Here is a 20611-nt window from a genome sequence, read left to right on the forward strand (position 1 = left end):
GTAAGGAGTGACGAACATGGAAGGCTCTATCGTTCAAATGGGTGCGTACATCGGCGCTGGCCTGGCCTGCATGGGCATGGGCGGAGCCGCGATGGGGGTGGGCAACGTTGCCGGCAACTTCCTCGCCGGCGCGCTGCGCAACCCGTCGGCCGCCGCCGGTCAGACCGCGACCCTCTTCATCGGCATCGCCTTCGCCGAAGCGCTCGGGATCTTCTCGTTCCTCGTCGCGCTCCTGCTGATGTTCGCCGTCTGATCCTTTAGAACCATCCTTACGGCCGGATGGGCGCCTTCGCGCCCATCCGGGTTGTAATTCCGGGTTTCGAGGGGGCCGAGATGGCAAACACCACGCATGAGGCTGCCGAGACGGCAACCGAAGCTGTCGGCCACGCGGCCGAAGCGGCAGGGCACGCGGCCGAATCCGCGGGCATGCCGCAGCTCGACTTCGCGACGTTCCCGAACCAGATCTTCTGGCTCGTCGTCGCGCTGATCGTCATCTATTTCATCCTCTCGCGCATCGCGCTGCCGAGGATCGGTGGCATCCTGGCCGACCGCCAGGGCACGATCACCAACGACATCGCCGCGGCCGAGGAACTGAAGCTCAAGGCCGAGGAGGCCGAGAAGGCCTACAACCAGGCGCTCGTCGACGCGCGGGCCGAGGCGAACAAGATCATCGCCGAGGCGCGGGCCGCGATCCAGGAGGATCTCGATGCCGCGACCGCCAAGGCGGATGCCGAGATCGCCGCGAAGGCCGCGGAATCGGCCAAGCGGATCGAGGAGATCCGCGCCCATGCGGTCGAGAACGTCGCCGAGGTCGCAAAGTCGGCGGCGGCGGAGATCGTCGCGGCGTTCGGCGGCAAGGCCGATGCCTCGGCCGTGACCGCAGCGGTCGACACGCGGCTGAAAGGGTAGGGACATGAGGACACTCGCAATCTTCCTGAGCCTGGCCGCGACGCCCGCCCTGGCGGCGACGGGGCCGTTCTTCTCGCTCCGGAACACCGATTTCGTGGTGACGCTGTCGTTCCTGCTGTTCGTCGGCGTGCTGGTCTACTTCAAGGTGCCGGCGCTTCTTGGCGGGCTGCTGGACAAGCGCGCGGCCGGCATCAAGTCCGACCTCGACGAGGCGCGGGCGCTGCATGACGAAGCGCGGTCGATCCTCGCCTCCTACGAGCGCAAGCAGAAGGAAGTGCAGGACCAGGCCGTGCGGATCGTCGAGACCGCGAAGCGCGAGGCGATGGCCGCGGCCGAACAGGCCAAGGCCGATCTCAAGGCCTCGATCGCGCGCCGTCTGGCGGCGGCCGAGGACCAGATCGCCTCGGCCGAAGCCTCGGCGGTGCGCGAGGTGCGCGACCGCGCCGTGACCATCGCGGTGGCGGCGGCGGGCGAGATGATCGCCAAGCAGATGACCGCGGCCGAGCGCGGCAAGCTGATCGAAGAGGCGATCGGCGAGGTCGAGGCCAAGCTGCACTGAGGCTTAGAGCCGAACCATGTGAAGGAACCCGGCTCCGCGCCGGGTTTTTTCGTTTCCGGGCGGCGCCAGCGGTGTGCCGCGCCGTGTTAGACTTCCTCATCCAGCCAGGGAGGAAGCGATGTCGGTACTTGTGGTGACCGGGGGCAGCCGGGGCATTGGCGCCGCGGTTTGCCGGGGTGGCGCCCGGCGGGGAATGGCCGTCTGCGTGAACTACGTTGCGAACGGCGAGTGCGCCGAGGCGGTGGTGGATGAGGTGCGGCGCGACGGAGGCGCGGCCTTCGCGCGGCGCGCCAATGTCGGTGACCCGGGTGAGGTCGCCGCGATGTTCGCCGCCGTCGACGAGCGGCTCGGCCCGGTTACGGCGCTGGTGAACAACGCCGGGATCATGGGCAGCACCGGACGGGTGGAGGATCTCGACGTCGCGAAGACGCAGCGGATCTTCGATGTCAACGTGCTCGGCCCGTTCTACTGTGCCAAGGAGGCGGTGCGGCGGATGTCGACGCGCAACGGCGGGCCGGGCGGGGCGATCGTCAACATCTCCTCGGCGGCGGCGAAGCACGGCGCGCCGGGGGCCTATCTCGACTATGCGGTGACCAAGGGCGCGATCGAGACCTTCACGATGGGGCTCGCGAAGGAGCTCGCGGGCGAGGGGATCCGCGTCAATTGCGTGCGGCCGGGCTTCACCCGCACCGAAATGAACGAGGAGTACATGAAGGATCATCCCGGCTGGGCCGACGAGTTCCTGACCCGCGTTCCGATGGGTCGGAGCTGCAGCGTCGAGGAGATGGCCGAGCCGGTGCTGTGGTTCCTGTCGGACCACGCCTCTTACGTCACCGGGGCGGTGATGGATGTCACCGGCGGCTATACCTGCCCCTGATGGCCGTCAGCGCCGCGCCTGCTCGTGCTCGTAGCGGAGCTGCGCCACGGCCTCGTTGCGGCTCGCCTTGAGGTCGTCCTCGAGCGCCTGGCGGACGTAGCTCAGATGCGCCTCGACGACGGCACGGGCAGCCTCGGGCTCGCGCGACTGAATGGCCGCGTTGATCGCGCGATGTTGGTCGAGCAGCGCGTCGCGGGTCATGCGTTGCTTGAACATGACCTGGCGGTTGTAGAAGACACCCTGGCGCAAGAGGTCGAACATCGAGCGCATCATGTGCAGCATGACGACATTGTGGCTCGCCTCGATGATCGCCATGTGGAACTCGGCGTCGAGCCGCGCCTCGTCGGCGGGGTCGCGCTTGAGATGCGCGGCCTCCATCTTGCTGAGAATCGCGTCGACGACCTGCAGGTCGGTGTCGGAGCCGAGCCGGGCAGCACGCTCGGCGGCGAGCCCCTCGAGGTCGCGGCGGAAGTCGAGATAGTCGAAGACCGCCTCCTCATGGCTCGCGAAGAGCTGGATCAGCGCGGGAGCGAAGGCCGAGCCCAGAACCTCGGCGACGAAGATGCCGGCGCCGGCGCGGGCGGTCAGGAGCCCGGCTTCCTGCAGCTCCGCCACCGCCTCGCGCAGGCTCGGGCGGGAGACGCCGAGCCGCTCGGAGAGCTCGCGCTCGGCCGGCAGGCGTTCGCCGGGGCGCAGGATACCCTGCAGGATCAGCCGCTCAATCTGGCGAACGACGGAGTACGACAGCTTCTCGGGCTCGACCTTGCGGAAGGGCATGGCATCTCCTGCGATTGGTCAAAAGGTATGACCAAAGCTGGCGGATCGCAATCGGAAAGGCCGGCGGTCATGCTCCCGGACGCGCGAGATGCGCGCCGCGTACCATCGCGTCGACGAGGGCCGTGACCTCGGCGGCGAGGCTGTCCTGCGGCACGCCGACGAACCGCCCCTGCAGCGACAGCTGCACCACGCCGTGGACCGCGGCGAAGGTGGTGCGCGCCCGCATCAGCAGCATCTTGGAGGACAGATCGGGCCGCAGCGCGCCGAGCGGGGCGATGATCTCCTCGATCAGCACGGCGTGGTCGCGCTTGTGCCAAGTCGGCGGCTCGACCCCTTCCGGCAGGCGGTGTTCGAAGAGCGCGGACCAGAGCCTGCGGTTGTCGCGCGCGAAACGGACATATTCGGCGGCGAGCGCCTGCAGCACCTCCTCGGGCGTGCCGTCGCAGGTCGCGCGGGCGGTCTTGAGCGCCTCGCCGAGCCGGGTGAGCGTGCGCGAATTGACATGGAGGACCAGCATGTCGACATCGTCGAAGGCGGTGTAGAGCGCGCCGAGCGCGCAGCCGGCCCTAGCCGTGACCTCGCGCGCCTTCACGCCGGCCAGCCCGGTTTCGGCGATCTGCGCTTCCGCGGCGGCGATCAGGCGGTTCTGCAGATCGGTGCGCCTGGCCTCGCGTTTGTTTCCCATACGGAGCCTCACTGTTTCGTGAACGGTGTTCAGAAAATTATTGAACGGTGTTCACGACTCGGGCATAAAGTTTATGAACACGGTTCATAACTGGGGAGGCGAAGATGTTCAAGACGCTGACGACCCTGATCCGAGGCCACGGCCACGACGCCGCGCAGGCGATGGCCGACACCAATGCGGTCACGATCCTGCGCCAGCAGCTGCGCGACGCGGCGCAGGGGCTGGAAAGCGCGCGGCGGTCGGTCGCGGTGGTGATGGCCTATTGCGAGCGCGAGAAGAAGGCCGCCGCCCGCATCGCCCAGCAGCTCGACGACCTCGAGGGACGCGCCGTCGCGGCCTTGCGGATGGACCGCGAGGATCTCGCGACCGAGGCGGCCGCGGCGATTGCTCAGCTCGAGGCCGAGCGCACCACCACCGACCGGGCGATCGAGACCTACAGCGCCGAGATCGCTCGGCTGCGCGAGGAAGTGGGGCTGGCCGAGAGGCGGCTCCGGACCCTGCAGCGCGGGCTCCAGCTCGCCGATGCGACGGCGAAGTCGCAAAAGCTGCGCGGTACGGTCCCGCAGGGCGTGCTCGCGAGCCTGAAGGAGGCCGAGGCGACGCTGGACCGGCTGCAGGAGCGGCAGGCCCATGCGGAGGCGGCGGCGGCTGCGGTGGCCGAGCTTTCGGCCGGCACCAGCGCCGAGGCCACCAGCGCGCGGCTCGCGGCGGCGGGCTGCGGCGCACCGCTGCGTCCGGACGCTGCGGCGGTGCTCGAACGGCTCCGCGGCCGGGTAAACTGAGCCGGATCGCGGCAGCGCGGCCGCTGCGGACCGGCCGCATGAGCACATCCCTGTTCCGGCGCGCTTGCGCCGGGGCGGATTCACAACAAAGGCGTGACGCCGACAAATTCTCAGGAGGTTCAAATGATCAATTACGCGCCCAAGGTTTCCAATGCCTGGAACGCCTTCACCTACTTCAACTTCGGCGTCGCCGTCGTGATGATGGCAGGCGGCATCTACTCGCTCGAGGCGAGCTTTTCCGCCAAGGGCTACTACGCGATGGCGGCGCTGATGCTGGTCTATTCGACGGCCTCGATCACCAAGGCGCTGCGCGACAAGGAGGAATCGGACCGCATCTACAACAAGCTTGAGGATGCGCGCACCGAGCGGCTTCTGGCCGAAGCCTCGAGCGACCGGGTCTGAGCGTGGAGGGACGGCGGGGTCTGGAGCCAGACCCCGCCATTTCCGAGAGGGAGCAGGCGGCATGAAACGGACGTTTCGCATCTTCGGCGTTTCCGTCTTCGCGGCGGTCGCCCTTCTGGGCGCCGCCTGGGCGGCGACGGCCTTCTCGGTCCAGCTCGACGGGATCGCCCGCCTGGCTGGCTGGAGCGCGCTTCTCGGGGCATTGATCGCTGCGGGGCTGGCGCGGATCCGCTCGCGGCGCGCCGGCTGGGCGGTCCTCGCGCTGGCGGCGCTCGGCGTCGGCGGCTGGTACCAGACCATCACTCCGCGCCAGGACCGCGACTGGGATTTCGACGTCCGTCACGGGGTGCGGGCCGAGGTGACGGGCGATACCGTCACGCTGCGCGATCTGCGCGACTTCGACTGGGCCAGCGAGAACGCGGCGAAGGAACGCTGGACGACCGCGTCCTACGATCTCGACCGGCTCCAGAGCGTGGACATGCTGACCTCGGTCTGGGACAGCCCGGACATTGCGCATCTTCTGGTGAGCTTCGGCTTCGAGGACGGCGAGCATGTGGTGTTCTCGGTCGAGATCCGGCGCGAGGTGGGCGAGACGTTCAACGAGATCGGCGGCTTCTTCCGCCAGTTCGAACTGGTGCTGATCGCCGCGACGGAGGAGGACATCGTCAAACTGCGCACGAACCATCGCGGCGAGCAGGTGAGCCTCTATCCGATCGAACTCGACGCCGCGCAGCGCCGCACGTTGTTCATGTCCTATGTCGCGCTGGCCCAGCGGCTGGAACGCGATCCCGCCTTCTACAACACGCTGACGGCGAACTGCACGACCGTGGTCTACCAGCTCGCCCAGGCGATCACGCCCGACCTTCCGATGGATTGGCGGCTGGTGATGTCGGGGCATCTGCCGGACTATGTCGAGTCGCTCGGCGTCCTCGGCGGCGAGGGGTCGATGGAGGCGCGGCGGCGTGCCGCCCTGATCACGCCGCGCGCGCGGGTCGTTGAGGCGGGTGCCGATTTCTCCGCGGCCATACGCCTCATGCGTCCGGGCGGGAACTGATCCGGGATCACGCGGTCACGGCGTCAGCACCGCCGCTCCCTGCAACCGCCCGGTCCGAAGATCGTCCAGGGCCTCGTTCGCGCTTTCAAGCGGGTAGGTGACGACCTCGGTCCTGACGCCGGCCCGTGCGGCGAGGGGGAAGAACTCCTCGCCGTCCGCGCGGGTCAGGTTGGCGACCGAGAGGATCGACCGCTCTTGCCAGAGATCGGCGTAGGGAAAACCGGGAATGTCGCTCATGTGGATGCCGCCGCAGACCACGCGCCCGCCCTTGCGGACGGCTTTCAGCGCGACGGGAACGAGGGCGCCGACCGGCGCGAAGATGATGGCGGCGTCGAACGCCACGGGGGCTGTGTCCGAGGAGCCGCCGGCCCAGGCGGCGCCGAGGCTGCGGGCGAAGTCCTGGGCCGCGGTGTCGCCGTCGCGGGTGAAGGCGTGGACCTCGATCCCCCGGTGCCGCGCGATCTGGCAGAGGATATGCGCGGCCGCGCCGAAGCCATAGATCGCGAGGCGCGAGACATCGCCCGCGAGTTTCAGGCTGCGGTAGCCGATGAGGCCGGCGCAGAGCAGGGGCGCGAGGGCGGTGGCCTCGGCCTCCTCGGGCAGGGGAAACACGAACCTTGCGTCCGCGACGCAGTATTCGGCGTAGCCGCCGTCGAGCGTGTAGCCGGTGAAGCCCGGTGCGTCGCAGAGGTTCTCCCGCGCCGAGGCGCAGTAGTCGCAGAGTCCGCAGGTATGGCCAAGCCAGGGCACGCCGACGCGCTGGCCGTTCTGGAGACCCGCCACCGCGTTGCCGGTGCGCTCGACGCGGCCGACGATCTCGTGGCCCGGAATGAGCGGCAGCGCGGGGTGCTTCAGGTCGCCGTCCACGACGTGCAAATCGGTGCGGCAGACGCCGCAGGCCTCGACCCGGATCAGAACCTGATTGGCGCCGGGTACGGGCTTCGGGACATCCCTGAGGCTGAGGCGCGGCGCGTGTCCGTCGAATACCATTGCCCGCATGTGATCGGCCTTTCCGCTTGCCCGGATCGGGTGGCGTAGCGAATTGTCCGGCAAATCCCTTGGCCGGGCAATGCGTTCCGGGGCTGTAGCGGGCGACGCCCTAGCAGGTCAGCAGGTAGATCCTGGTGCCCTCGGCATCCCGGCGGCGCCGTTCGGCCAGCCGAAGGCGGGCGCGCTCCAGCTTTTCGCGCGCCAGCAGAAGCCGTTGGAGCGCCCGCTCGCGCGCCTCGTAGAGCCGCCGCACCCGGGATCCGGGATCGCCGAGCAGCGGTGAGGTTGGCCGCTTTCCGGCGGGAAACCACGACCGGGCCTCCTGAGTGGCCACGGTCCATTCGCGGTCCGCAACCATATACCGTGTGTAGGACGCGACGAGCACCCGGCGCTGCACGCGAAGATCGGGATGCATGATGACCCTCCTCGGTAGGTCCGCACGTGGAGAGCAACCTAGCAGGATTCGCGCGCGACTCAAATCCGCCCCGCGCCGGGGCCGTCCCCCGGCTACATGCCGCCGCTGACGGGCCCGCCCCGGTCAGAGCCGCAGCGACAGGCAGGACATGCCGCCGTCGAGCTTGGCGCATTCGGAATTGCCGATCTCTCGGACCTCGTAGCCCGCCCTGCGGAGCCGCTCGGCGGTGGCGGGGAAGCCGGCCGCCATCAGCACGAAGCGGTTGAAGCGGATCGCGTTCGCCGCCGCCTCCTCCCCGTCCGCGGTGAGGATCACCCGGTAGCCCTCGAAGCAGCCGCTCGCCGCGAGCCGTTCGGTGGAAAGAACCGTCTCGCCGTCGAGCAGCGAGCAGTCGGTCTTGAAATGCAGGACGCCGGGCGGGGTCGCGACCTCGCGCAGGGGCCGGCCCCAGTCCTTCAGGATCGTGGCGAGTTCCGCCACTCCCGCCGCGTCGGTCCGGGCGGAGCGGCCGACCAGGACCTCGCGGCCGGTGGTGAGGATGTCGCCGCCCTCGATGAAGCCGGGGCCCTCGATCACGCGCACGTCGGCATAAAGGTCGCGCAGGACCGGCGCCATGTGGGCGACCTCGCCGAGCCGCGACGGTGCGCCGGGGCGCATCAGCACCGCGCCTTCGGGCAGGCAGAGTGCGGTGTCCTCGACGAAGAGCGCGTCGGGGAAGTCCTCGAGCGGCGGCAGCTCGGTCACCGTCGCGCCGGCCTCGCGCAGGGTCGCGACATAATCGGCGTGATGCGCGAGCATCAGGTCGAGATCGGGCGCGCCGGTATCGACCGCGCGCAGGCCGCGGGTGATGCTTTGGCCCGGACGCCGGGTGATCGCGCGGGTGAACTCGTAGGAGTGATCAGTCATCGGGGGGCCTCCTCCGGCGGCTCGGTTCGTCGCGCCCAGATAGGCATGGATCCACCGAAGAGAAAAGACCGAAATTATACGCTTGCATAATTTCCGAGTCTGAACCTTACTGTCGGAGTGTTTGGGAGAGATTCTGCATGATGGACCTGGCTACGGCCCACCCTGCTCAGAGCGCGATCGCGACGGCGGATGAGGCCATTCGGGTCGAAAACCTGCACAAGTCCTTCGGCCACCTCGAAGTGCTGAAGGGCGTCTCGCTCACGGCGCGCCGTGGTGACGTCGTGGCGATCATCGGCGGTTCGGGTTCGGGCAAGTCGACCTGCCTGCGCTGCATCAACTTCCTCGAGACGCCGACCTCGGGCCGGATCGTGATCGGCGGCGAGGAGATCGCGATGAGGGCGGACGGGACGCCCGCGAGCCGCAAGCAGCTCGAACGCGTGCGCTCGCGGCTCGGCATGGTGTTCCAGGCCTTCAACCTCTGGACCCACCGCACGCTTCTGGAGAACGTCATCGAGGTGCCGGTCCATGTGCTCGGCGTGTCGAAGGCGGAGGCGGCCGAACGCGCGATGGTGCTGCTCGACCGTGTCGGGCTCGCCGACAAGGCCGCGACCTATCCGGCTTTCCTTTCGGGCGGCCAGCAGCAGCGCGCCGCGATCGCCCGCGCGCTCGCGATCGACCCGAGCGCCATGCTCTTCGACGAGCCGACGAGCGCGCTCGATCCCGAACTGGTGGGCGAGGTGCTGACGGTGATCCGCGACCTCGCCGCCGAGGGGCGGACGATGCTTCTGGTCACGCACGAGATGAAGTTCGCCCGCGAGGTCGCGGACCATGTGATCTACTTCGCGAACGGCCGGATCGAGGAGGAGGGACCGCCGGATCAGGTCTTCGGCGCGCCGCGATCGGAGCGGCTCAAGCAGTTTTTGAAATCCGTCAGCTGAAGGCGGAACAACCAACGGGGAGACTATCACATGACGATGAAAGCGAAACTCGCGGCCGGGATTCTGGCGCTGGCGATGACGGCGGGCGGGGCTCTGGCCGAGCAGGTCAAGATCGGCATTGCCGCCGAGCCCTACCCGCCCTTCTCCTCGCCCGACGCCTCGGGCAACTGGGTCGGCTGGGAGATCGAGATCATCAACGCGGTCTGCGCGGCGGCCGAGATGGATTGCGTCATCACGCCGGTGGCCTGGGACGGAATCATCCCCTCGCTCACCGGCAAGCAGATCGATGCGATCATGGCCTCGATGTCGATCACCGAGGAGCGGATGCAGTCCATCGACTTCTCCGACAAGTACTATGACACGCCGACGGTGATCGTCGCCGACAAGGCGGTCGACATCTCGCCAACGCCTGAGGGGCTGGCTGGCAAGATCCTCGGGGTGCAGGCCTCGACGGTTCACCAGTCCTATGCGCAGACGCATTTCGCCGACGCCGGCGAGATCCGCGTCTACCAGACCCAGGACGAGATCAACCAGGACCTCGCTGCCGGCCGCATCGACGCGGCGCAGGCCGACTCGATCGCGATGGACGAGTTCGTGGCCTCCGACATCGGCGCCTGCTGCGAGGTCAAGGGCGCGGTGGAAAACGATACTGCGATCCTCGGGCTCGGCGTCGGCGCCGGGGTGCGCAAGGGCGACGATGCGCTGCGCGAGCAGATCAACAGGGGCATCGCCGCGATCCGCGAGAGCGGTGCTTACGATGAGATCACCAAGAAATACTTCTCGTCCAGCATCTACGGCAGCTAAGTCGCGGCCGTGGACCAGGTGATCGAACTTCTGTCCCTCTCCCCTCCCGGCTGGGGGGGAAACCTTCTGCGCGGCCTCCTCCACTCACTGGAAATCGCGTTCGGCGCCTTCGGGTTCGGTCTTCTGATCGGGCTCGGGGGCGCCTGTGGAAAACTCTACGGCGGGCCGGTGCTGCGCGACCTGCTCGCGGTCTACACGACCGTCGTGCGCGCGGTGCCGGAGCTCGTCCTTATCCTCATCCTCTACTACGTCGGCACGGATCTGCTGAACAAGGCCTCCGAGGCGATGGGCTATGGCCGGGTCGAGATCAGCGGCGTCGCCGCCGGTATCTGGGTTCTCGGCATCGTGCAGGGCGCCTATGCGACCGAGGTGCTGCGCGGCGCGATCAAGGCGGTGCCCTCGGGCCAGATGGAGGCCGCCCGCGCCTATGGGATGCCGCCCTTCCTGATGCTGCGCCGGGTGACGATCCCGGCGATGATGCCCTTCGCCATCCCGGGCCTTGCCAATCTCTGGCTGATCGCGACCAAGGACACCGCGCTCCTCGCCGTCGTGGGCTTCAACGAACTGACGCAGGAGACCCGGCAGGCCGCGAGCAGCACTCGGGCCTATTTCACCTTCTTCCTCGCCGCCGGCGCGCTGTACCTGATGGTCACGCTCCTCTCGGGCAGCGTTTTCGCCCGGATCGAGGCCTGGGCCCGCCGCGGCCAGCCGTCGCTCAGAAAGGCCGCGACATGACCGCGTTGCGCGCCTGGCTCCTGCCGCACCGAATCGTGATGATCGGGCTCTTTGCCGCGCTTGTCCTCTGGTGCGCCTTCGCGCTGCGCTGGGACTGGATCCCGAAATACGCGCCACTCGCGCTCGAGGGCATCTGGCGCACGATCTGGCTGCTGGTCGTGACCACGGTTCTCGGCTTTCTCCTCGCGATCCCGCTCGGGCTCGCGCAGGCGGTCGGCCCGTGGTATCTCGCCACCCCGGCTCGCGTGTTCTGCACGGTGATCCGCGGAACGCCGCTCCTGCTTCAGATCTGGCTGCTCTATTACGGGCTCGGCTCGCTCTTCCCGCAATATCCCTGGATACGCGAGAGCGAGCTCTGGCCCTATCTCCGGCAGGCCTGGCCCTACGCCGTGCTCGCGCTCACCCTGTCCTATGCAGGCTACGAGGGCGAGGTGATGCGCGGCGCCTTCGCCAGCGTCGCGCGCGGTCAGATCGAGGCGGCGCAGGCCTTCGGCATGCCGCGCTTCACCATGTTCCGCCGGATCTGGCTGCCGCAGGCGATCCAGACGGCGCTGCCCACGCTCGGCGGCGAGACGGTGCTGCAGCTCAAGGCGACGCCGCTCGTCGCCACCATCGCCATCGTGGAGATCTACGCGGTCGCCTCGCGGGTCAGGCAGGACACGTTCATCGTCTACGAGCCGCTCCTGCTGCTCGCCGTCGTCTACCTGGTGATCGCGGGGCTGCTCGCGCTGGGGTTCCGGAAGCTGGAGGCGCGGGTGCCGGTGAAAGGGCACTGAGCGCGGCTCATCGCGCCGCCGTCAGATCGGCAGTTCCGGCATGAGCCAGATCACCGCGAAGGGATGGGCGATGCCGGCCATCGCGATCGACACGCCCATCGGGAACTTCCGGCTCCGCTCCATCGAGGCCCAGTCGAGCGCCCCGGTGGCCGGGATCGCGCGCAGACCAAGGACGAAGGCGATGCCGATCATCATAGAGGCCGAGAAGACCATGCAGAAGAGCGGCAGGGTGGCGGCTGGAACGAAGAGCATGAGCGCAGAGAGTGCCTTCACGTCGCCGCCACCGAAGAGGCCGAGGCAGAAAGTCACGAAGCCGATGCCGAAAATCGCGCCGGCGATGATCAGCCGCGCGACGAGATCGGGCGGCGGCGCAACCAGCGCGGAGGCGGCGAAGACCCCGATCAACGCGATGCAAAGCAGGTTCGGGATCCGCAGGAACCGCAGGTCGCCATAGGCCATCCAGACAAGAAGCGGCGCGACAAGGACGAGCGGGATCAGGGCTGTCGGCATGGTCGCGCCCCCTTCATGCGCAGCGCGGATCCGACGGCACCGGCTCCGCCGCCGAGGTCACAAGGTTGTAGACCAGTTCGGCGAGGTTCGAGGTCTCGGTCTTGGCGTAGACATTGCGCAGATGCGAGCGGACGGTGGAGTCCGACACCGCCAGTTCACTCGCGACGCCGACCACCGAGAGCCCCCGAGCAAGGAGGATGCAAACCCGGAATTCGGCCCGGCTGAGCCCAGCCGGATTCGCAGGCCCGAGCAGGGCAGGCTTGGGCCGGCTGGGGCGAGGCAGCTCCGTGACAGTGCGATGATTGACCACCGAGCGCGTCACCAGCCCGACCTGGCGGCTGGCCCAGGTCCGCGCCATCGGCGGCAGGACCGAGTTCAGTGTTGCCAGCTTTTCGGGGGAAAGCGGGGTCTGGAAATGCAGCTCGATATGATCGCGCGTGACCCCGCCTCCGGTCAGTGCGAGCACGACGAATTCCGACAGGCTCCGGCGTTCCTGCCAGGATTCCAGCGCCGGATCGGGGTGATGGCTCGGATCGTCGTTATGATCCGAGGCGAGCCAGATCGAGGCGACCTTGGGCCGCGCTATCGCCGGGCCGAAGAAGCTGTCCGCGAAGGAGGTGCGGAGTGGGGCGATCGTGTTGTCCGCGCGGCGGTCCCACATCGCGACGCGGACCGGACGGAAATCGCTTACATGGGTGCGGACGAGCATCCCGGCCTCGGCCCCGAGACCGATCGCGAAATGCGCAAAAGCCTCCTGGAGCGGCAGGCTGCCATGCAGCGCCTCGCACCAGTCCGCGATCGCATCGACAACGTCTGTCTGAACAGCGGGGGAAAAGGGCGCGGTGTTGTCGCCAATTCCAGCGGAGCGATTAATCATAACACCTCCAACACACTCGTACGGCCGCTTTGTCGGCGGTCAACGAAGGCGTAGCCCATAAAATCCAAGGCTGGAATTAAATGCGGCGTTTCAAACCAGTGCGCCTTCGAAATCATGCTGACAGTGGGCGCGCTCTTCTGTCAACGTTCTGACGCGGTTTCGGCTGTTATCGTTAACAAATGCAACCCTGAGGTGAATTTCTCAGGGCTCATGGGAATAATTAGGTACCGATTTTGGGAATTGTTGCTGTACTGGCGCGGGCGGATGGCCGATGCCGCCCGCGCCGGAGAATCACTACATCATCACCCGCATGTAGCGGATCACAACCGGACCGAGCGACAGCAGGAGGAGGGCCGGCAGCATCAGCGAGGCCATGATGGCCGACATCTTGACCGGCAGCTTGTTGGCCATCTCCTGCGCGCGCATCTCGCGGTTGCGGCGCATTTCGTCGGCATAGGTCATCAGCGTCTCGGAGATGCTGCTTCCGAACTGCATGGATTGCAGCACCACGTTGGCGAAGGAGTTCACCTCGTCCACGCCGGTGCGCTCGGCCATGTCGAGCAGCGCCCGGTCGCGGGAACGTCCGGCCTGGATCTCGCGCTGCGCCGCCAGGAACTCCTGGGAGATCTCGGGCGCGGTGGTCTCGAGCTCGTTGGCCACCCGGATCATTGCCGCGTCGAAGCCAAGCCCGGCTTCGACCGAGATCTGAACGAGGTCGAGCGCGTTGGGAAAGCTCTCCTCGATGGCGCGGCGGCGTTCGTTCGCGCGGTCCTTCAGCCAGAGCGCGGGGCCGAAGAACCCCATGACGACGAAGAAAGCGAGGACGATGAGAACACGCGCCGGGCTCCAGCTCGCCATCGCGGCTTCGATCGGGCTCGGCACGGCCAGCGCACCGGTGCGCGCGGTCCAGATCGCCAGGAGAAGCAGACCGGGCATGATGATGCCGAGGCTGAGACGCATGAGGTAGAAATTGCGCACCGAGTGCGGTCCCATGAACCCGGCCAGCGCAAGCTGGCGCTCGACCGCGCCGCGCTGCTTGCGGTCCACCGGGATCAGGGTCTTCATCAGCCCGGTCGGATCCGCGCTCGACTGGCGCAGGATGCCATTGTCGGCGGTGGTCTGCCTGCGCCGCCCCTGCTCCTCGATGCGGCGCAGGACCGGATCCTTGCCGGAGGAGCTTCCGGACAGGCCGACCACGAACAGCATCACGCCGATGCCGACGCCGAGGATGATGAGGGTCGGTATTGTGATTCCGGCGTCGGTCACGAGAGATTGTACAGTGTCGAACATCCTGGCCTCCACTTAGATCCTGAAGTTCACGAGGCGGCGCATCGCAATGTAGTTTCCAACGGTCAGCGCCACGACGACGGCCGCGAACGGCCGGAACAGCGGGTCACCGGAGATGCCCCAATAGTAGTTTGGGTTTGTCACCGAGCTTCCCAAGAAGATGAGGATCGGCAATGCCGAAAGGAACACAGCGGTGAGCCGACCCTCGGCCGAGATTGCCTGGATCCTGCGGCGCATCGCCATGCGGTCGCGGATCACCTTGGACAGCGTCGAGAGAACCCGCGCGAGGTCGCCGCCGGTGCCGTGCTGGATCGCGACGCTCACCGCCAGGTAGCGCACGTCCTCGACGTCGATGCGGTCGGCGAAATCCGTAAAGGCATCCACCAGATCGTCGCCGTAGCTGACCTGGTCGACCACGATGCCGAATTCCGAGGCGATCGGGTCGCGCATGTCCCGCGCGACGGCGGCGATCGAGGTGTTCAACGGATGACCGACCTTGAGCGAGCGCGCCATCAGGTCGAGCGCGTCCGGAAGCTGCTGGACCAGATCCTTTATCCGCTTGTTGCGCAGGGCGCGCAGCCGCAGCAGCGGAAGCACAAGGCACGCCAGGACCGCGACCCCGGCCGCTGTCAGCGGCGACGTCACCGTCGAGGCCGCGAGCGCCACGACACCCGTGGCCGCGAGGCAGAGCGAAAGGAACGCACCAGGTTTGATCGTCAGCCCGGCCTTGCGGATATCCGCGGGCAGGGTTCCGATCAGCGGCAGAGATTTCAGCTGCCACCCGTCGGTCCGCGGCTTCAGGAGCCGCAGGATATCCTCGGTCGAGGCGCCGTCGGCAATCATCCGCATGCGGCGGTTGCGCGCCTCTGTCCGGCTTTCGCTGCGGGTGACGATCTGGCGCAGGCCCTCGAATATCAGAAGCGCTCCGAGGAACACCCCGACATAGGCCAGCGAGCTCAGTTCGAATTGCGGCAAGCTGGTCATTGGCTTGTCCCCCGGCTGGCAAAGAGGTCGCCGCGCAGGTCGACGCCGGCCGCCCGGATCGCGTCGGCGCAGCGCGGCCGGATGCCGGTCGCCATGAATTCGCCGAGAACCTGGCCGCTTTCGGTGGTGCCGGTCTTACGGTAGACGAAAATGTCCTGCATCGTGATCGTGCTGCCCTCGATGCCGGTGATCTCGGAGATGCTCATCACCCGCCGGGTGCCGTCGCTGAGACGGTTGAGCTGGATTACCACGTTGAGGCCCGAGGCGATCTGCGAGCGGATCGCCGAGACCGGGAAGTCAAGGCCGATCATGGTCACCATCTGCTCGATCCGGCCGAGCGCGTCGCGCGCGGTATTGGCGTGCACCGTGGTCATCGAGCCTTCATGGCCGGTGTTCATCGCTTGGAGCATGTCGAAGGTTTCCGCTCCGCGGACCTCACCGACGATGATCCGGTCGGGGCGCATCCGCAACGCGTTGCGCACGAGGTCGCGCTGGGTCACGCTGCCGCCGCCCGAGGGCGAGGCGGGCCGGGTTTCCAGCCGCACCACATGATCCTGCTGGAGCTGCAGTTCGGCCGCGTCCTCGATCGTGACGATCCGCTCGCGTGCGCCGATGTTGCGGGACATGGCGTTCAGCATCGTCGTCTTGCCCGAGCCGGTGCCGCCGGAGATGAGGATGTTCAGCTTCGCCTTCACGAGCCCCTGGAGGAGCAGCGCCGCTGCCTCGTTCAGCGTGCCGATCTCGATCATGCGTTCCATCGTCAGGGGACGGCGCGCGAACTTGCGGATCGACATCGACGGGCCGTCGATGGCACAGGGGCGGATGATCGCGTTCACCCGGCTGCCGTCGGCGAGACGCGCGTCGACCCAGGGGTTCGATTCATCGACCCGGCGGCCGATGCGCGAGACGATCTTGTCGATGATCCTGAGCAGGTGGCGCTCGTCGCGGAACCGCACCGGGCTTTTTTCCAGGACACCCGCGCGCTCGACATAGACGCTGCGGTGGGTGTTGACGAGGATGTCGTTGATCGTCGGATCGGCCAGCAGCGGCTCCAGCGGGCCGAAGCCGAGCACCTCGTCGAGAAGCTCGTCGACAAGTTGCTTGAACTCCTCGGTCCGCATCGGGCGGCCCTCCTCGGTGAGCGCCTGCGACACCAGCGCCGCGACCTCGCGGCGCAGCTCGTCAGGCTGCACGCGGTCGATGACGGCGAGGTTGAGCCGGTCAAGCAGCACGTCGTGCAACTTGCTCTTCAGCTCGAGGCGGGCCATCAGCTCGCTTTCCTCCGCGGTCGGGGCGGCGGGGGCCGCCTCCTGTCGCGGGGCGCGGGCTCCGATGGCCACGATCTTGGGGTCGACGGGCTTTTCCGTACGGGTGAACTGCTTGAACACGACGATTACTCCTTACTGTTGCCCTGCCGACGGGCCGTTTCCTGATGACGGTTGACGACCGACTGCGCGAGACGGCCCATGGCTTTGCCGAGCGGCGATCGTGGCGCGGCGAGGGACAGCGGCTGCCCGCGATCGGCGGAATTCGTGGCCGCGCGTGCGTCATGCGGGAGCCAGAGGTCGAGCTTGCGCTCGAGCGCCTTGGCCGCCTCGCGGTGCACCCGTGACTGGAGGAGCGGCCGGTTCTCATGGTTGACGACGATGTCCACCGTGAGCGCGGGATTGTCCTGCGTGAAGAAGTCGATCAGCCGGCGGCAATGGCGGATGGCGGGAACCGACATGTCGGTGACGACGAGGAGCTCGTCGGCGCGCTGGATCACCGGTTCGATCCAGTTCACGATTGCGCGCGGCAGGTCCACGACGACGAAGTCATGGCTCTGGCGCAGCGTGTCGAGGATCGCCGCGACCTGATCGGGGCGCAGCGAGTCGAGCGGCGCGAATTTTGACGGCGCGGGCATCACCGAGATCCCGTTCGGCCCCTTGACCATCGCCTGGTCGAGGAAGTTCTCGTCCGGAACCACCCCGTCCAGCGCGAGCTGCAGCAGGCTGTCCTGCTCGGGAAGGTCGAGGAACGAGCCGACGGTGCCGAACTGCAGGTCGAGATCGACCAGCGCGACCTTGCGGCCCTGCTTGCGCGCGCCCCAGCCACGCCCGCCGACAAGCTGATCGGCGAGGTTGACCGCGACGGTCGTTGAGCCGATACCGCCGCGCGCCTGGGTGACTGCGATGATCCGCCCTCTCGACACTGCCTCGGCCGGTTTCGCGGCGGCGGCGCGGGCGAGTTTCAGCACCCGGCGGTCAAGCTCCTCTCCCTCCGCCGGCAGCGGCAGGACCTCGTCGACGCCGGCATGGGTGAGCGCCCGCACCTGCGACAGCGAGACATTGCCGTCGACGAGCGCGATCAGGGTCGTGCCCGGCCGCCGGTTCGCCGTCATGGCCTCGATCGCCGTGATCTCGGCCATGTTGTTGGGGCTCGTGTGGAACAGGATGACGTCGTGATCGGACATCATCTTGACCGCGTGCCCATTGATCTTCGCCAGAGTCGAGGCCTGGGTCTCGACCTGCAGGCCGGTGCTCGTCTGCAGCGCGGTTCCGACCAGGTCGGCAATACCATCGTCGGGGGTGATCAGAAGTATGGATTTTGTCTTGTCGGTCATCGTTTCATCCTCCTCGGGGCTCGGCCGGTCAGGCGGTCCGACCCCGGGTTTCACTCATCCGTTTGTTCCAAGGTCGAGGTCTTCGCCCGGCAGCGAGGTGCTGATTGCCGGGAAGGGCAGGCTGTTGGGCGGCACCTGCGGGTTGACGGTGCCGTAGAGCGTCGAGAATCCGCCGAGCGGCGTCACGAAGTTGAAGTTGAGGTTCTGCACCTCGACCGTGACGATGGGCACATAGGGGCCGCCGAGAAAGCCGAGCGCGGGGTCGTAGGCGTAGCTGAACCGCAGGTTCGCCGGGGTGGCGTTGTTCGGCATCATCGGCGAGATCGCCGTCCAGATTTCCTGCACGGTCGGGTTGGCCGTGGAGGCGGTGCAGCTGATCGTGCCGGGGTTGACGCAGATGTTGCTGCCGGCGGAGCAGGCAGTGCCGAATTTCGGCGGGATCGTGCCGCCGGCGACCGGGCCGCGGGCGTTGAAGGTCGGCACGCCCGGGCAGGCCGGGGGGCGCACCACGGCGAGCCGCGAGGCCCATTGCACCGCCTTGCTCGTCATGACGTACTCGCCGCCCATCCGGCCGAAATCGACCAGGGCGAGAAGAAGCAGCAGGAGGAACGGCAGCACGATCGCGAGTTCGACCATCGTCGTGCCGCGCTCGTCGCGGGCGAGGCGCGACAGGAGCCGCGCGGTAAGGTGGTTGCGCTGTGTCATGTGCCGAAGACCCTCGCTGAATCGGTCACGCTCTTGGTCAGCGGCGTCACGTTGCCGCCGTAGAGCGCGAAGACCCCGCTGAACGGAAAGGAGATCGAGAAGCTCGCGGTGACGGTCGCGACCGGCGCGGGGTTGTTGCGGTAGGTGCCGGCGACGCACGCGAGGCTCGGCGTCACCGAGTTCACCGTCACCAGCGGCGGGAAGACCGGGGTGCCGGAGACGCTCTGGGAGACGATTCCGGTGAGCTTCGCGGTATGTCCGGTGACCGATCCGCCGGTCGTGCAGATGTCGACGGGCACGACCCGCGACAGGTAGCGCGTTGCGTCGCGCACCCCGGTGATCGCGGCGTGGTAGGCGAACATGAGCCGGCTGCCCTCGATGATCACCGCGAAGACGAGAAGCATCGCGGGCAGGACGATCGCGAACTCGATGAGCGCGACACCGTCCTCTGCGCGGCGGAAGCGGCGCGCGGCGTGGATCGTGCGGCTCAGGGGCGTGTTTCGGATCGAAAACCGGGTCATCGGATCACCTGTAGAGCTGGACGACGTCGTGGAAGAGACCGCCACCGCCGACCGGAGCGCTGGCCGAACCGACGACCTCGCCCCAGAGGTCGAGCGTCGGCGGCGAGGCGCCGTTGGTGCCGACGGGCCGGGTCAGGAAGAGCTTGAAGAACTCCTCCACGGGCACGTTGTTGGTCTGGCCGTTGATCGGATTGGCGGCGCAGTCGATCGCGGCGGCGATGACGATGCGACGGTCGGGGTCGATCGCCTGATTGTTCGAGCATTGCGGGCGGCCGGTCTCGCTGCGGCCGGTGAGGATCGGTGTGCTCGACCCGCCCCCTCCTGCAGCGGCGATCTCGGCCAGGTAGTATTCGTACCGGGTCTGCGCGGCGGGATGCGGGTCGGGCGCAGCCGGGCCGTAGTTCTTTTCTACGTACTTCGGACGTCCATTGGTCGGATCGCTCCAGTTGCCGTCACCGAAGCGGCCATTCCAGCAGGTGCTGGTGTAGAAGCAGTTGTCCTTGGGCAGCGCGTATGTGTCTGAGGTTTCCGGCGGGTTGCTGCCGACGCAGGCATTGCCGTTCTTGTCCGCCACGCCCTTGATCACGTTCGGCGCGGGCGCATAGGCCGGGTCGTTCTTCTTGCCGTTCATGATCGCGGAGTACATGTCGAAGCGGACGTTGAAGCTCGCGTCCTCGATGCCGACCTTCTGGCCGGGCGCGGTATCGACGCCGCGCTGGGCGAAGCACTGGGTGATGCTGCCCATCGCGCCGAGAAGGCAGGCGTCGAGTTGTGCGCCGGTCTTGCCGCCGCAAGGACCGTTTGGATCGACCTTGGCATAGGACGGATCGAGGAAGCCGAAATCGCCCGGCCCCCAGGCAGCGCCGGTGCCGCCCGAGCGCAGCAGGATCAGGTCGCCGATATTGGCGTCGGCCTTGTAGCTCGGGTCCGGCAGGCAGAACATCAGGGGGGTGATGTCGCAGGCGTACTGTGTGAAGCCCGCGACCGCCGAGGCGCTGACCGCGTTGGCCGGCTCCTGCCCGCCCATCATCGCGTAAAAGGCGGCCGCGAAGGTGTAATCGACGATCTTCGGCGTGACCACGACGCGCACGTAGGAAGCATCCTCGGGCTTGGTGGTCAAGCCGGCGTTCAGGCTGGCGGTGTCGCTGCTCGGCAGGGTCTTGTAGAAGGCCAGCGTGTAGTTGCTGGCCCCCGCAAGCGTGTGGTCGGCGTTGCCGTAGGTCTCTGACGAGGTGCGGCCAAAGCTCTGGCTGTCGGAGATGAGGTTGGCTGCCGCGGCAGTGGCGCGGGTGATCGCGTCGCTGTTGCCGTCAAGCTCGCCCGCGGCCGCGAGCGCCACATGGTCGGCGTAGGACTGCAGTTCCGACTGGGTGGAGGCCCTGCGGCCGAAGTCGAACGACAGCGCGATGAGACCGAGCAGCACCGCGAGCGCCCCCGCGAAGAAGACGAGCACTGCGCCGTCCTGGTTCCGGTTGAACTCGGCTATGCGGTCTCGGATCGTCATCGCGCCACCTCT

At 67.6% G+C, this 20611-nt stretch carries 25 protein-coding genes; 11 read left to right on the top strand and 14 right to left on the bottom strand.

Going from position 1 to position 20611, the window contains the following annotated elements; genetic code table 11:
• Positions 1-16 precede the first annotated feature (16 nt).
• The 4 genes from OM960_RS12625 (at position 17) to OM960_RS12640 (ending at position 2345) form a co-directional block, all read left to right on the top strand.
• A complete protein-coding gene (locus OM960_RS12625; protein ID WP_263334738.1) occupies positions 17-253 on the top strand; it encodes a F0F1 ATP synthase subunit C in 237 nt (78 codons plus the stop codon).
• 80 nt (positions 254-333) lie between these two features.
• Positions 334-909, top strand: coding sequence for a F0F1 ATP synthase subunit B' (locus OM960_RS12630; protein WP_263334736.1), 576 nt, complete (start codon positions 334-336; stop codon positions 907-909).
• 4 nt (positions 910-913) lie between these two features.
• Positions 914-1468: a F0F1 ATP synthase subunit B gene (locus OM960_RS12635; RefSeq protein WP_263334734.1), complete on the top strand. Its 555-nt coding sequence runs from the start codon at positions 914-916 to the stop codon at positions 1466-1468.
• A gap of 118 nt (positions 1469-1586) precedes the next feature.
• On the top strand, positions 1587-2345 hold the full coding sequence (locus OM960_RS12640; RefSeq protein ID WP_264772178.1) for an SDR family oxidoreductase: 759 nt from the start codon (positions 1587-1589) through the stop codon (positions 2343-2345).
• A 6-nt stretch (positions 2346-2351) separates the two neighbouring features.
• Here the strand turns inward: OM960_RS12640 and OM960_RS12645 are convergent, their stop codons facing one another.
• Positions 2352-3122, bottom strand: coding sequence for an FCD domain-containing protein (locus OM960_RS12645; protein WP_264772179.1), 771 nt, complete (start codon positions 3120-3122; stop codon positions 2352-2354).
• A gap of 67 nt (positions 3123-3189) precedes the next feature.
• Complete coding sequence (locus OM960_RS12650) at positions 3190-3807, bottom strand: TetR-like C-terminal domain-containing protein (RefSeq protein WP_263334727.1); 618 nt, start codon at positions 3805-3807, stop codon at positions 3190-3192.
• A gap of 104 nt (positions 3808-3911) precedes the next feature.
• On the opposite strand from OM960_RS12650, the gene OM960_RS12655 reads away from it, so the two are divergent.
• The 3 genes from OM960_RS12655 (at position 3912) to OM960_RS12665 (ending at position 6045) form a co-directional block, all read left to right on the top strand.
• Positions 3912-4589 (top strand): PspA/IM30 family protein, encoded by a 678-nt coding sequence (locus OM960_RS12655; RefSeq protein WP_264772180.1) that lies wholly within the window; start codon positions 3912-3914, stop codon positions 4587-4589.
• Positions 4590-4712: 123 nt separating this feature from the next.
• Positions 4713-4991 carry a YiaA/YiaB family inner membrane protein gene (locus tag OM960_RS12660; RefSeq protein ID WP_263334724.1) on the top strand — a complete coding sequence of 93 codons (279 nt, stop codon included), beginning with the start codon at positions 4713-4715 and terminating at the stop codon, positions 4989-4991.
• Between the two features lie 61 nt (positions 4992-5052).
• Complete coding sequence (locus OM960_RS12665) at positions 5053-6045, top strand: Lnb N-terminal periplasmic domain-containing protein (protein WP_264772181.1); 993 nt, start codon at positions 5053-5055, stop codon at positions 6043-6045.
• A 15-nt stretch (positions 6046-6060) separates the two neighbouring features.
• Here the strand turns inward: OM960_RS12665 and OM960_RS12670 are convergent, their stop codons facing one another.
• From OM960_RS12670 to OM960_RS12680, 3 genes are all read right to left on the bottom strand, one after another.
• Positions 6061-7035: a zinc-dependent alcohol dehydrogenase family protein gene (locus OM960_RS12670; RefSeq protein ID WP_264772182.1), complete on the bottom strand. Its 975-nt coding sequence runs from the start codon at positions 7033-7035 to the stop codon at positions 6061-6063.
• 109 nt (positions 7036-7144) lie between these two features.
• Positions 7145-7450: a hypothetical protein gene (locus OM960_RS12675; protein WP_264772183.1), complete on the bottom strand. Its 306-nt coding sequence runs from the start codon at positions 7448-7450 to the stop codon at positions 7145-7147.
• Positions 7451-7573: 123 nt separating this feature from the next.
• Entirely contained in the window at positions 7574-8356 is a 783-nt protein-coding gene (locus OM960_RS12680; protein ID WP_264772184.1) for a dimethylarginine dimethylaminohydrolase family protein, read from the bottom strand.
• A 140-nt stretch (positions 8357-8496) separates the two neighbouring features.
• Between OM960_RS12680 and OM960_RS12685 the strand changes: the two genes are divergently transcribed.
• The 4 genes from OM960_RS12685 to OM960_RS12700 are packed head-to-tail and all read left to right on the top strand — an operon-like array spanning position 8497 to position 11609.
• The gene (locus tag OM960_RS12685) at positions 8497-9294 is read left to right on the top strand and encodes an ABC transporter ATP-binding protein (protein ID WP_432759519.1); all 798 of its coding nucleotides are present in this window, start codon (positions 8497-8499) and stop codon (positions 9292-9294) included.
• Between the two features lie 30 nt (positions 9295-9324).
• Positions 9325-10098 carry a transporter substrate-binding domain-containing protein gene (locus OM960_RS12690; protein WP_264772186.1) on the top strand — a complete coding sequence of 258 codons (774 nt, stop codon included), beginning with the start codon at positions 9325-9327 and terminating at the stop codon, positions 10096-10098.
• 9 nt (positions 10099-10107) lie between these two features.
• Positions 10108-10833 (top strand): ABC transporter permease, encoded by a 726-nt coding sequence (locus OM960_RS12695; protein ID WP_263334711.1) that lies wholly within the window; start codon positions 10108-10110, stop codon positions 10831-10833.
• Positions 10830-11609 (top strand): ABC transporter permease, encoded by a 780-nt coding sequence (locus tag OM960_RS12700; protein WP_263334710.1) that lies wholly within the window; start codon positions 10830-10832, stop codon positions 11607-11609. Before OM960_RS12695 ends, OM960_RS12700 begins: the two co-directional genes overlap by 4 nt.
• A 21-nt stretch (positions 11610-11630) precedes the next feature.
• On the opposite strand, the gene OM960_RS12705 is transcribed toward OM960_RS12700, so the two are convergent.
• The 9 genes from OM960_RS12705 to OM960_RS12745 form a co-directional block, all read right to left on the bottom strand.
• Positions 11631-12119, bottom strand: coding sequence for an A24 family peptidase (locus OM960_RS12705; protein WP_263334708.1), 489 nt, complete (start codon positions 12117-12119; stop codon positions 11631-11633).
• Between the two features lie 13 nt (positions 12120-12132).
• Positions 12133-12996, bottom strand: a complete 864-nt coding sequence (locus tag OM960_RS12710) for a helix-turn-helix transcriptional regulator (protein ID WP_264772187.1) — start codon at positions 12994-12996, stop codon at positions 12133-12135.
• A gap of 294 nt (positions 12997-13290) precedes the next feature.
• Entirely contained in the window at positions 13291-14286 is a 996-nt protein-coding gene (locus tag OM960_RS12715; protein ID WP_263334704.1) for a type II secretion system F family protein, read from the bottom strand.
• A 12-nt stretch (positions 14287-14298) separates the two neighbouring features.
• The gene (locus OM960_RS12720; RefSeq protein ID WP_263334703.1) at positions 14299-15267 is read right to left on the bottom strand and encodes a type II secretion system F family protein; all 969 of its coding nucleotides are present in this window, start codon (positions 15265-15267) and stop codon (positions 14299-14301) included.
• On the bottom strand, positions 15264-16655 hold the full coding sequence (locus OM960_RS12725; RefSeq protein ID WP_263334701.1) for a TadA family conjugal transfer-associated ATPase: 1392 nt from the start codon (positions 16653-16655) through the stop codon (positions 15264-15266). Before OM960_RS12725 ends, OM960_RS12720 begins: the two co-directional genes overlap by 4 nt.
• A 5-nt stretch (positions 16656-16660) precedes the next feature.
• Complete coding sequence (locus tag OM960_RS12730; protein ID WP_263334699.1) at positions 16661-17869, bottom strand: CpaE/TadZ family protein; 1209 nt, start codon at positions 17867-17869, stop codon at positions 16661-16663.
• A gap of 54 nt (positions 17870-17923) precedes the next feature.
• Entirely contained in the window at positions 17924-18574 is a 651-nt protein-coding gene (locus OM960_RS12735) for a TadE/TadG family type IV pilus assembly protein (RefSeq protein WP_263334698.1), read from the bottom strand.
• Positions 18571-19095: a TadE/TadG family type IV pilus assembly protein gene (locus tag OM960_RS12740; RefSeq protein WP_263334696.1), complete on the bottom strand. Its 525-nt coding sequence runs from the start codon at positions 19093-19095 to the stop codon at positions 18571-18573. Before OM960_RS12740 ends, OM960_RS12735 begins: the two co-directional genes overlap by 4 nt.
• 4 nt (positions 19096-19099) lie before the next feature.
• The gene (locus tag OM960_RS12745; protein WP_264772188.1) at positions 19100-20599 is read right to left on the bottom strand and encodes a pilus assembly protein TadG-related protein; all 1500 of its coding nucleotides are present in this window, start codon (positions 20597-20599) and stop codon (positions 19100-19102) included.
• Positions 20600-20611: the final 12 nt, after the last annotated feature.

The sequence above is a fragment of the Defluviimonas salinarum genome (assembly GCF_026013545.1).
Classification (GTDB): domain Bacteria; phylum Pseudomonadota; class Alphaproteobacteria; order Rhodobacterales; family Rhodobacteraceae; genus Albidovulum; species Albidovulum salinarum.

What these genes read in the sequence shown, in the direction of transcription:
- OM960_RS12625 (WP_263334738.1), top strand. Translation starts at nt 17, where the DNA reads ATGGAAGGCTCTATCGTTCAAATGGGTGCGTACATCGGCGCTGGCCTG.
- OM960_RS12630 (WP_263334736.1), top strand. Translation starts at nt 334, where the DNA reads ATGGCAAACACCACGCATGAGGCTGCCGAGACGGCAACCGAAGCTGTC.
- OM960_RS12635 (WP_263334734.1), top strand. Translation starts at nt 914, where the DNA reads ATGAGGACACTCGCAATCTTCCTGAGCCTGGCCGCGACGCCCGCCCTG.
- OM960_RS12640 (WP_264772178.1), top strand. Translation starts at nt 1,587, where the DNA reads ATGTCGGTACTTGTGGTGACCGGGGGCAGCCGGGGCATTGGCGCCGCG.
- OM960_RS12645 (WP_264772179.1), bottom strand. Translation starts at nt 3,122, where the DNA reads ATGCCCTTCCGCAAGGTCGAGCCCGAGAAGCTGTCGTACTCCGTCGTT.
- OM960_RS12650 (WP_263334727.1), bottom strand. Translation starts at nt 3,807, where the DNA reads ATGGGAAACAAACGCGAGGCCAGGCGCACCGATCTGCAGAACCGCCTG.
- OM960_RS12655 (WP_264772180.1), top strand. Translation starts at nt 3,912, where the DNA reads ATGTTCAAGACGCTGACGACCCTGATCCGAGGCCACGGCCACGACGCC.
- OM960_RS12660 (WP_263334724.1), top strand. Translation starts at nt 4,713, where the DNA reads ATGATCAATTACGCGCCCAAGGTTTCCAATGCCTGGAACGCCTTCACC.
- OM960_RS12665 (WP_264772181.1), top strand. Translation starts at nt 5,053, where the DNA reads ATGAAACGGACGTTTCGCATCTTCGGCGTTTCCGTCTTCGCGGCGGTC.
- OM960_RS12670 (WP_264772182.1), bottom strand. Translation starts at nt 7,035, where the DNA reads ATGGTATTCGACGGACACGCGCCGCGCCTCAGCCTCAGGGATGTCCCG.
- OM960_RS12675 (WP_264772183.1), bottom strand. Translation starts at nt 7,450, where the DNA reads ATGCATCCCGATCTTCGCGTGCAGCGCCGGGTGCTCGTCGCGTCCTAC.
- OM960_RS12680 (WP_264772184.1), bottom strand. Translation starts at nt 8,356, where the DNA reads ATGACTGATCACTCCTACGAGTTCACCCGCGCGATCACCCGGCGTCCG.
- OM960_RS12685 (WP_432759519.1), top strand. Translation starts at nt 8,497, where the DNA reads ATGGACCTGGCTACGGCCCACCCTGCTCAGAGCGCGATCGCGACGGCG.
- OM960_RS12690 (WP_264772186.1), top strand. Translation starts at nt 9,325, where the DNA reads ATGACGATGAAAGCGAAACTCGCGGCCGGGATTCTGGCGCTGGCGATG.
- OM960_RS12700 (WP_263334710.1), top strand. Translation starts at nt 10,830, where the DNA reads ATGACCGCGTTGCGCGCCTGGCTCCTGCCGCACCGAATCGTGATGATC.
- OM960_RS12705 (WP_263334708.1), bottom strand. Translation starts at nt 12,119, where the DNA reads ATGCCGACAGCCCTGATCCCGCTCGTCCTTGTCGCGCCGCTTCTTGTC.
- OM960_RS12710 (WP_264772187.1), bottom strand. Translation starts at nt 12,996, where the DNA reads ATGATTAATCGCTCCGCTGGAATTGGCGACAACACCGCGCCCTTTTCC.
- OM960_RS12715 (WP_263334704.1), bottom strand. Translation starts at nt 14,286, where the DNA reads ATGTTCGACACTGTACAATCTCTCGTGACCGACGCCGGAATCACAATA.
- OM960_RS12720 (WP_263334703.1), bottom strand. Translation starts at nt 15,267, where the DNA reads ATGACCAGCTTGCCGCAATTCGAACTGAGCTCGCTGGCCTATGTCGGG.
- OM960_RS12730 (WP_263334699.1), bottom strand. Translation starts at nt 17,869, where the DNA reads ATGACCGACAAGACAAAATCCATACTTCTGATCACCCCCGACGATGGT.
- OM960_RS12735 (WP_263334698.1), bottom strand. Translation starts at nt 18,574, where the DNA reads ATGACACAGCGCAACCACCTTACCGCGCGGCTCCTGTCGCGCCTCGCC.
- OM960_RS12740 (WP_263334696.1), bottom strand. Translation starts at nt 19,095, where the DNA reads ATGACCCGGTTTTCGATCCGAAACACGCCCCTGAGCCGCACGATCCAC.
- OM960_RS12745 (WP_264772188.1), bottom strand. Translation starts at nt 20,599, where the DNA reads ATGACGATCCGAGACCGCATAGCCGAGTTCAACCGGAACCAGGACGGC.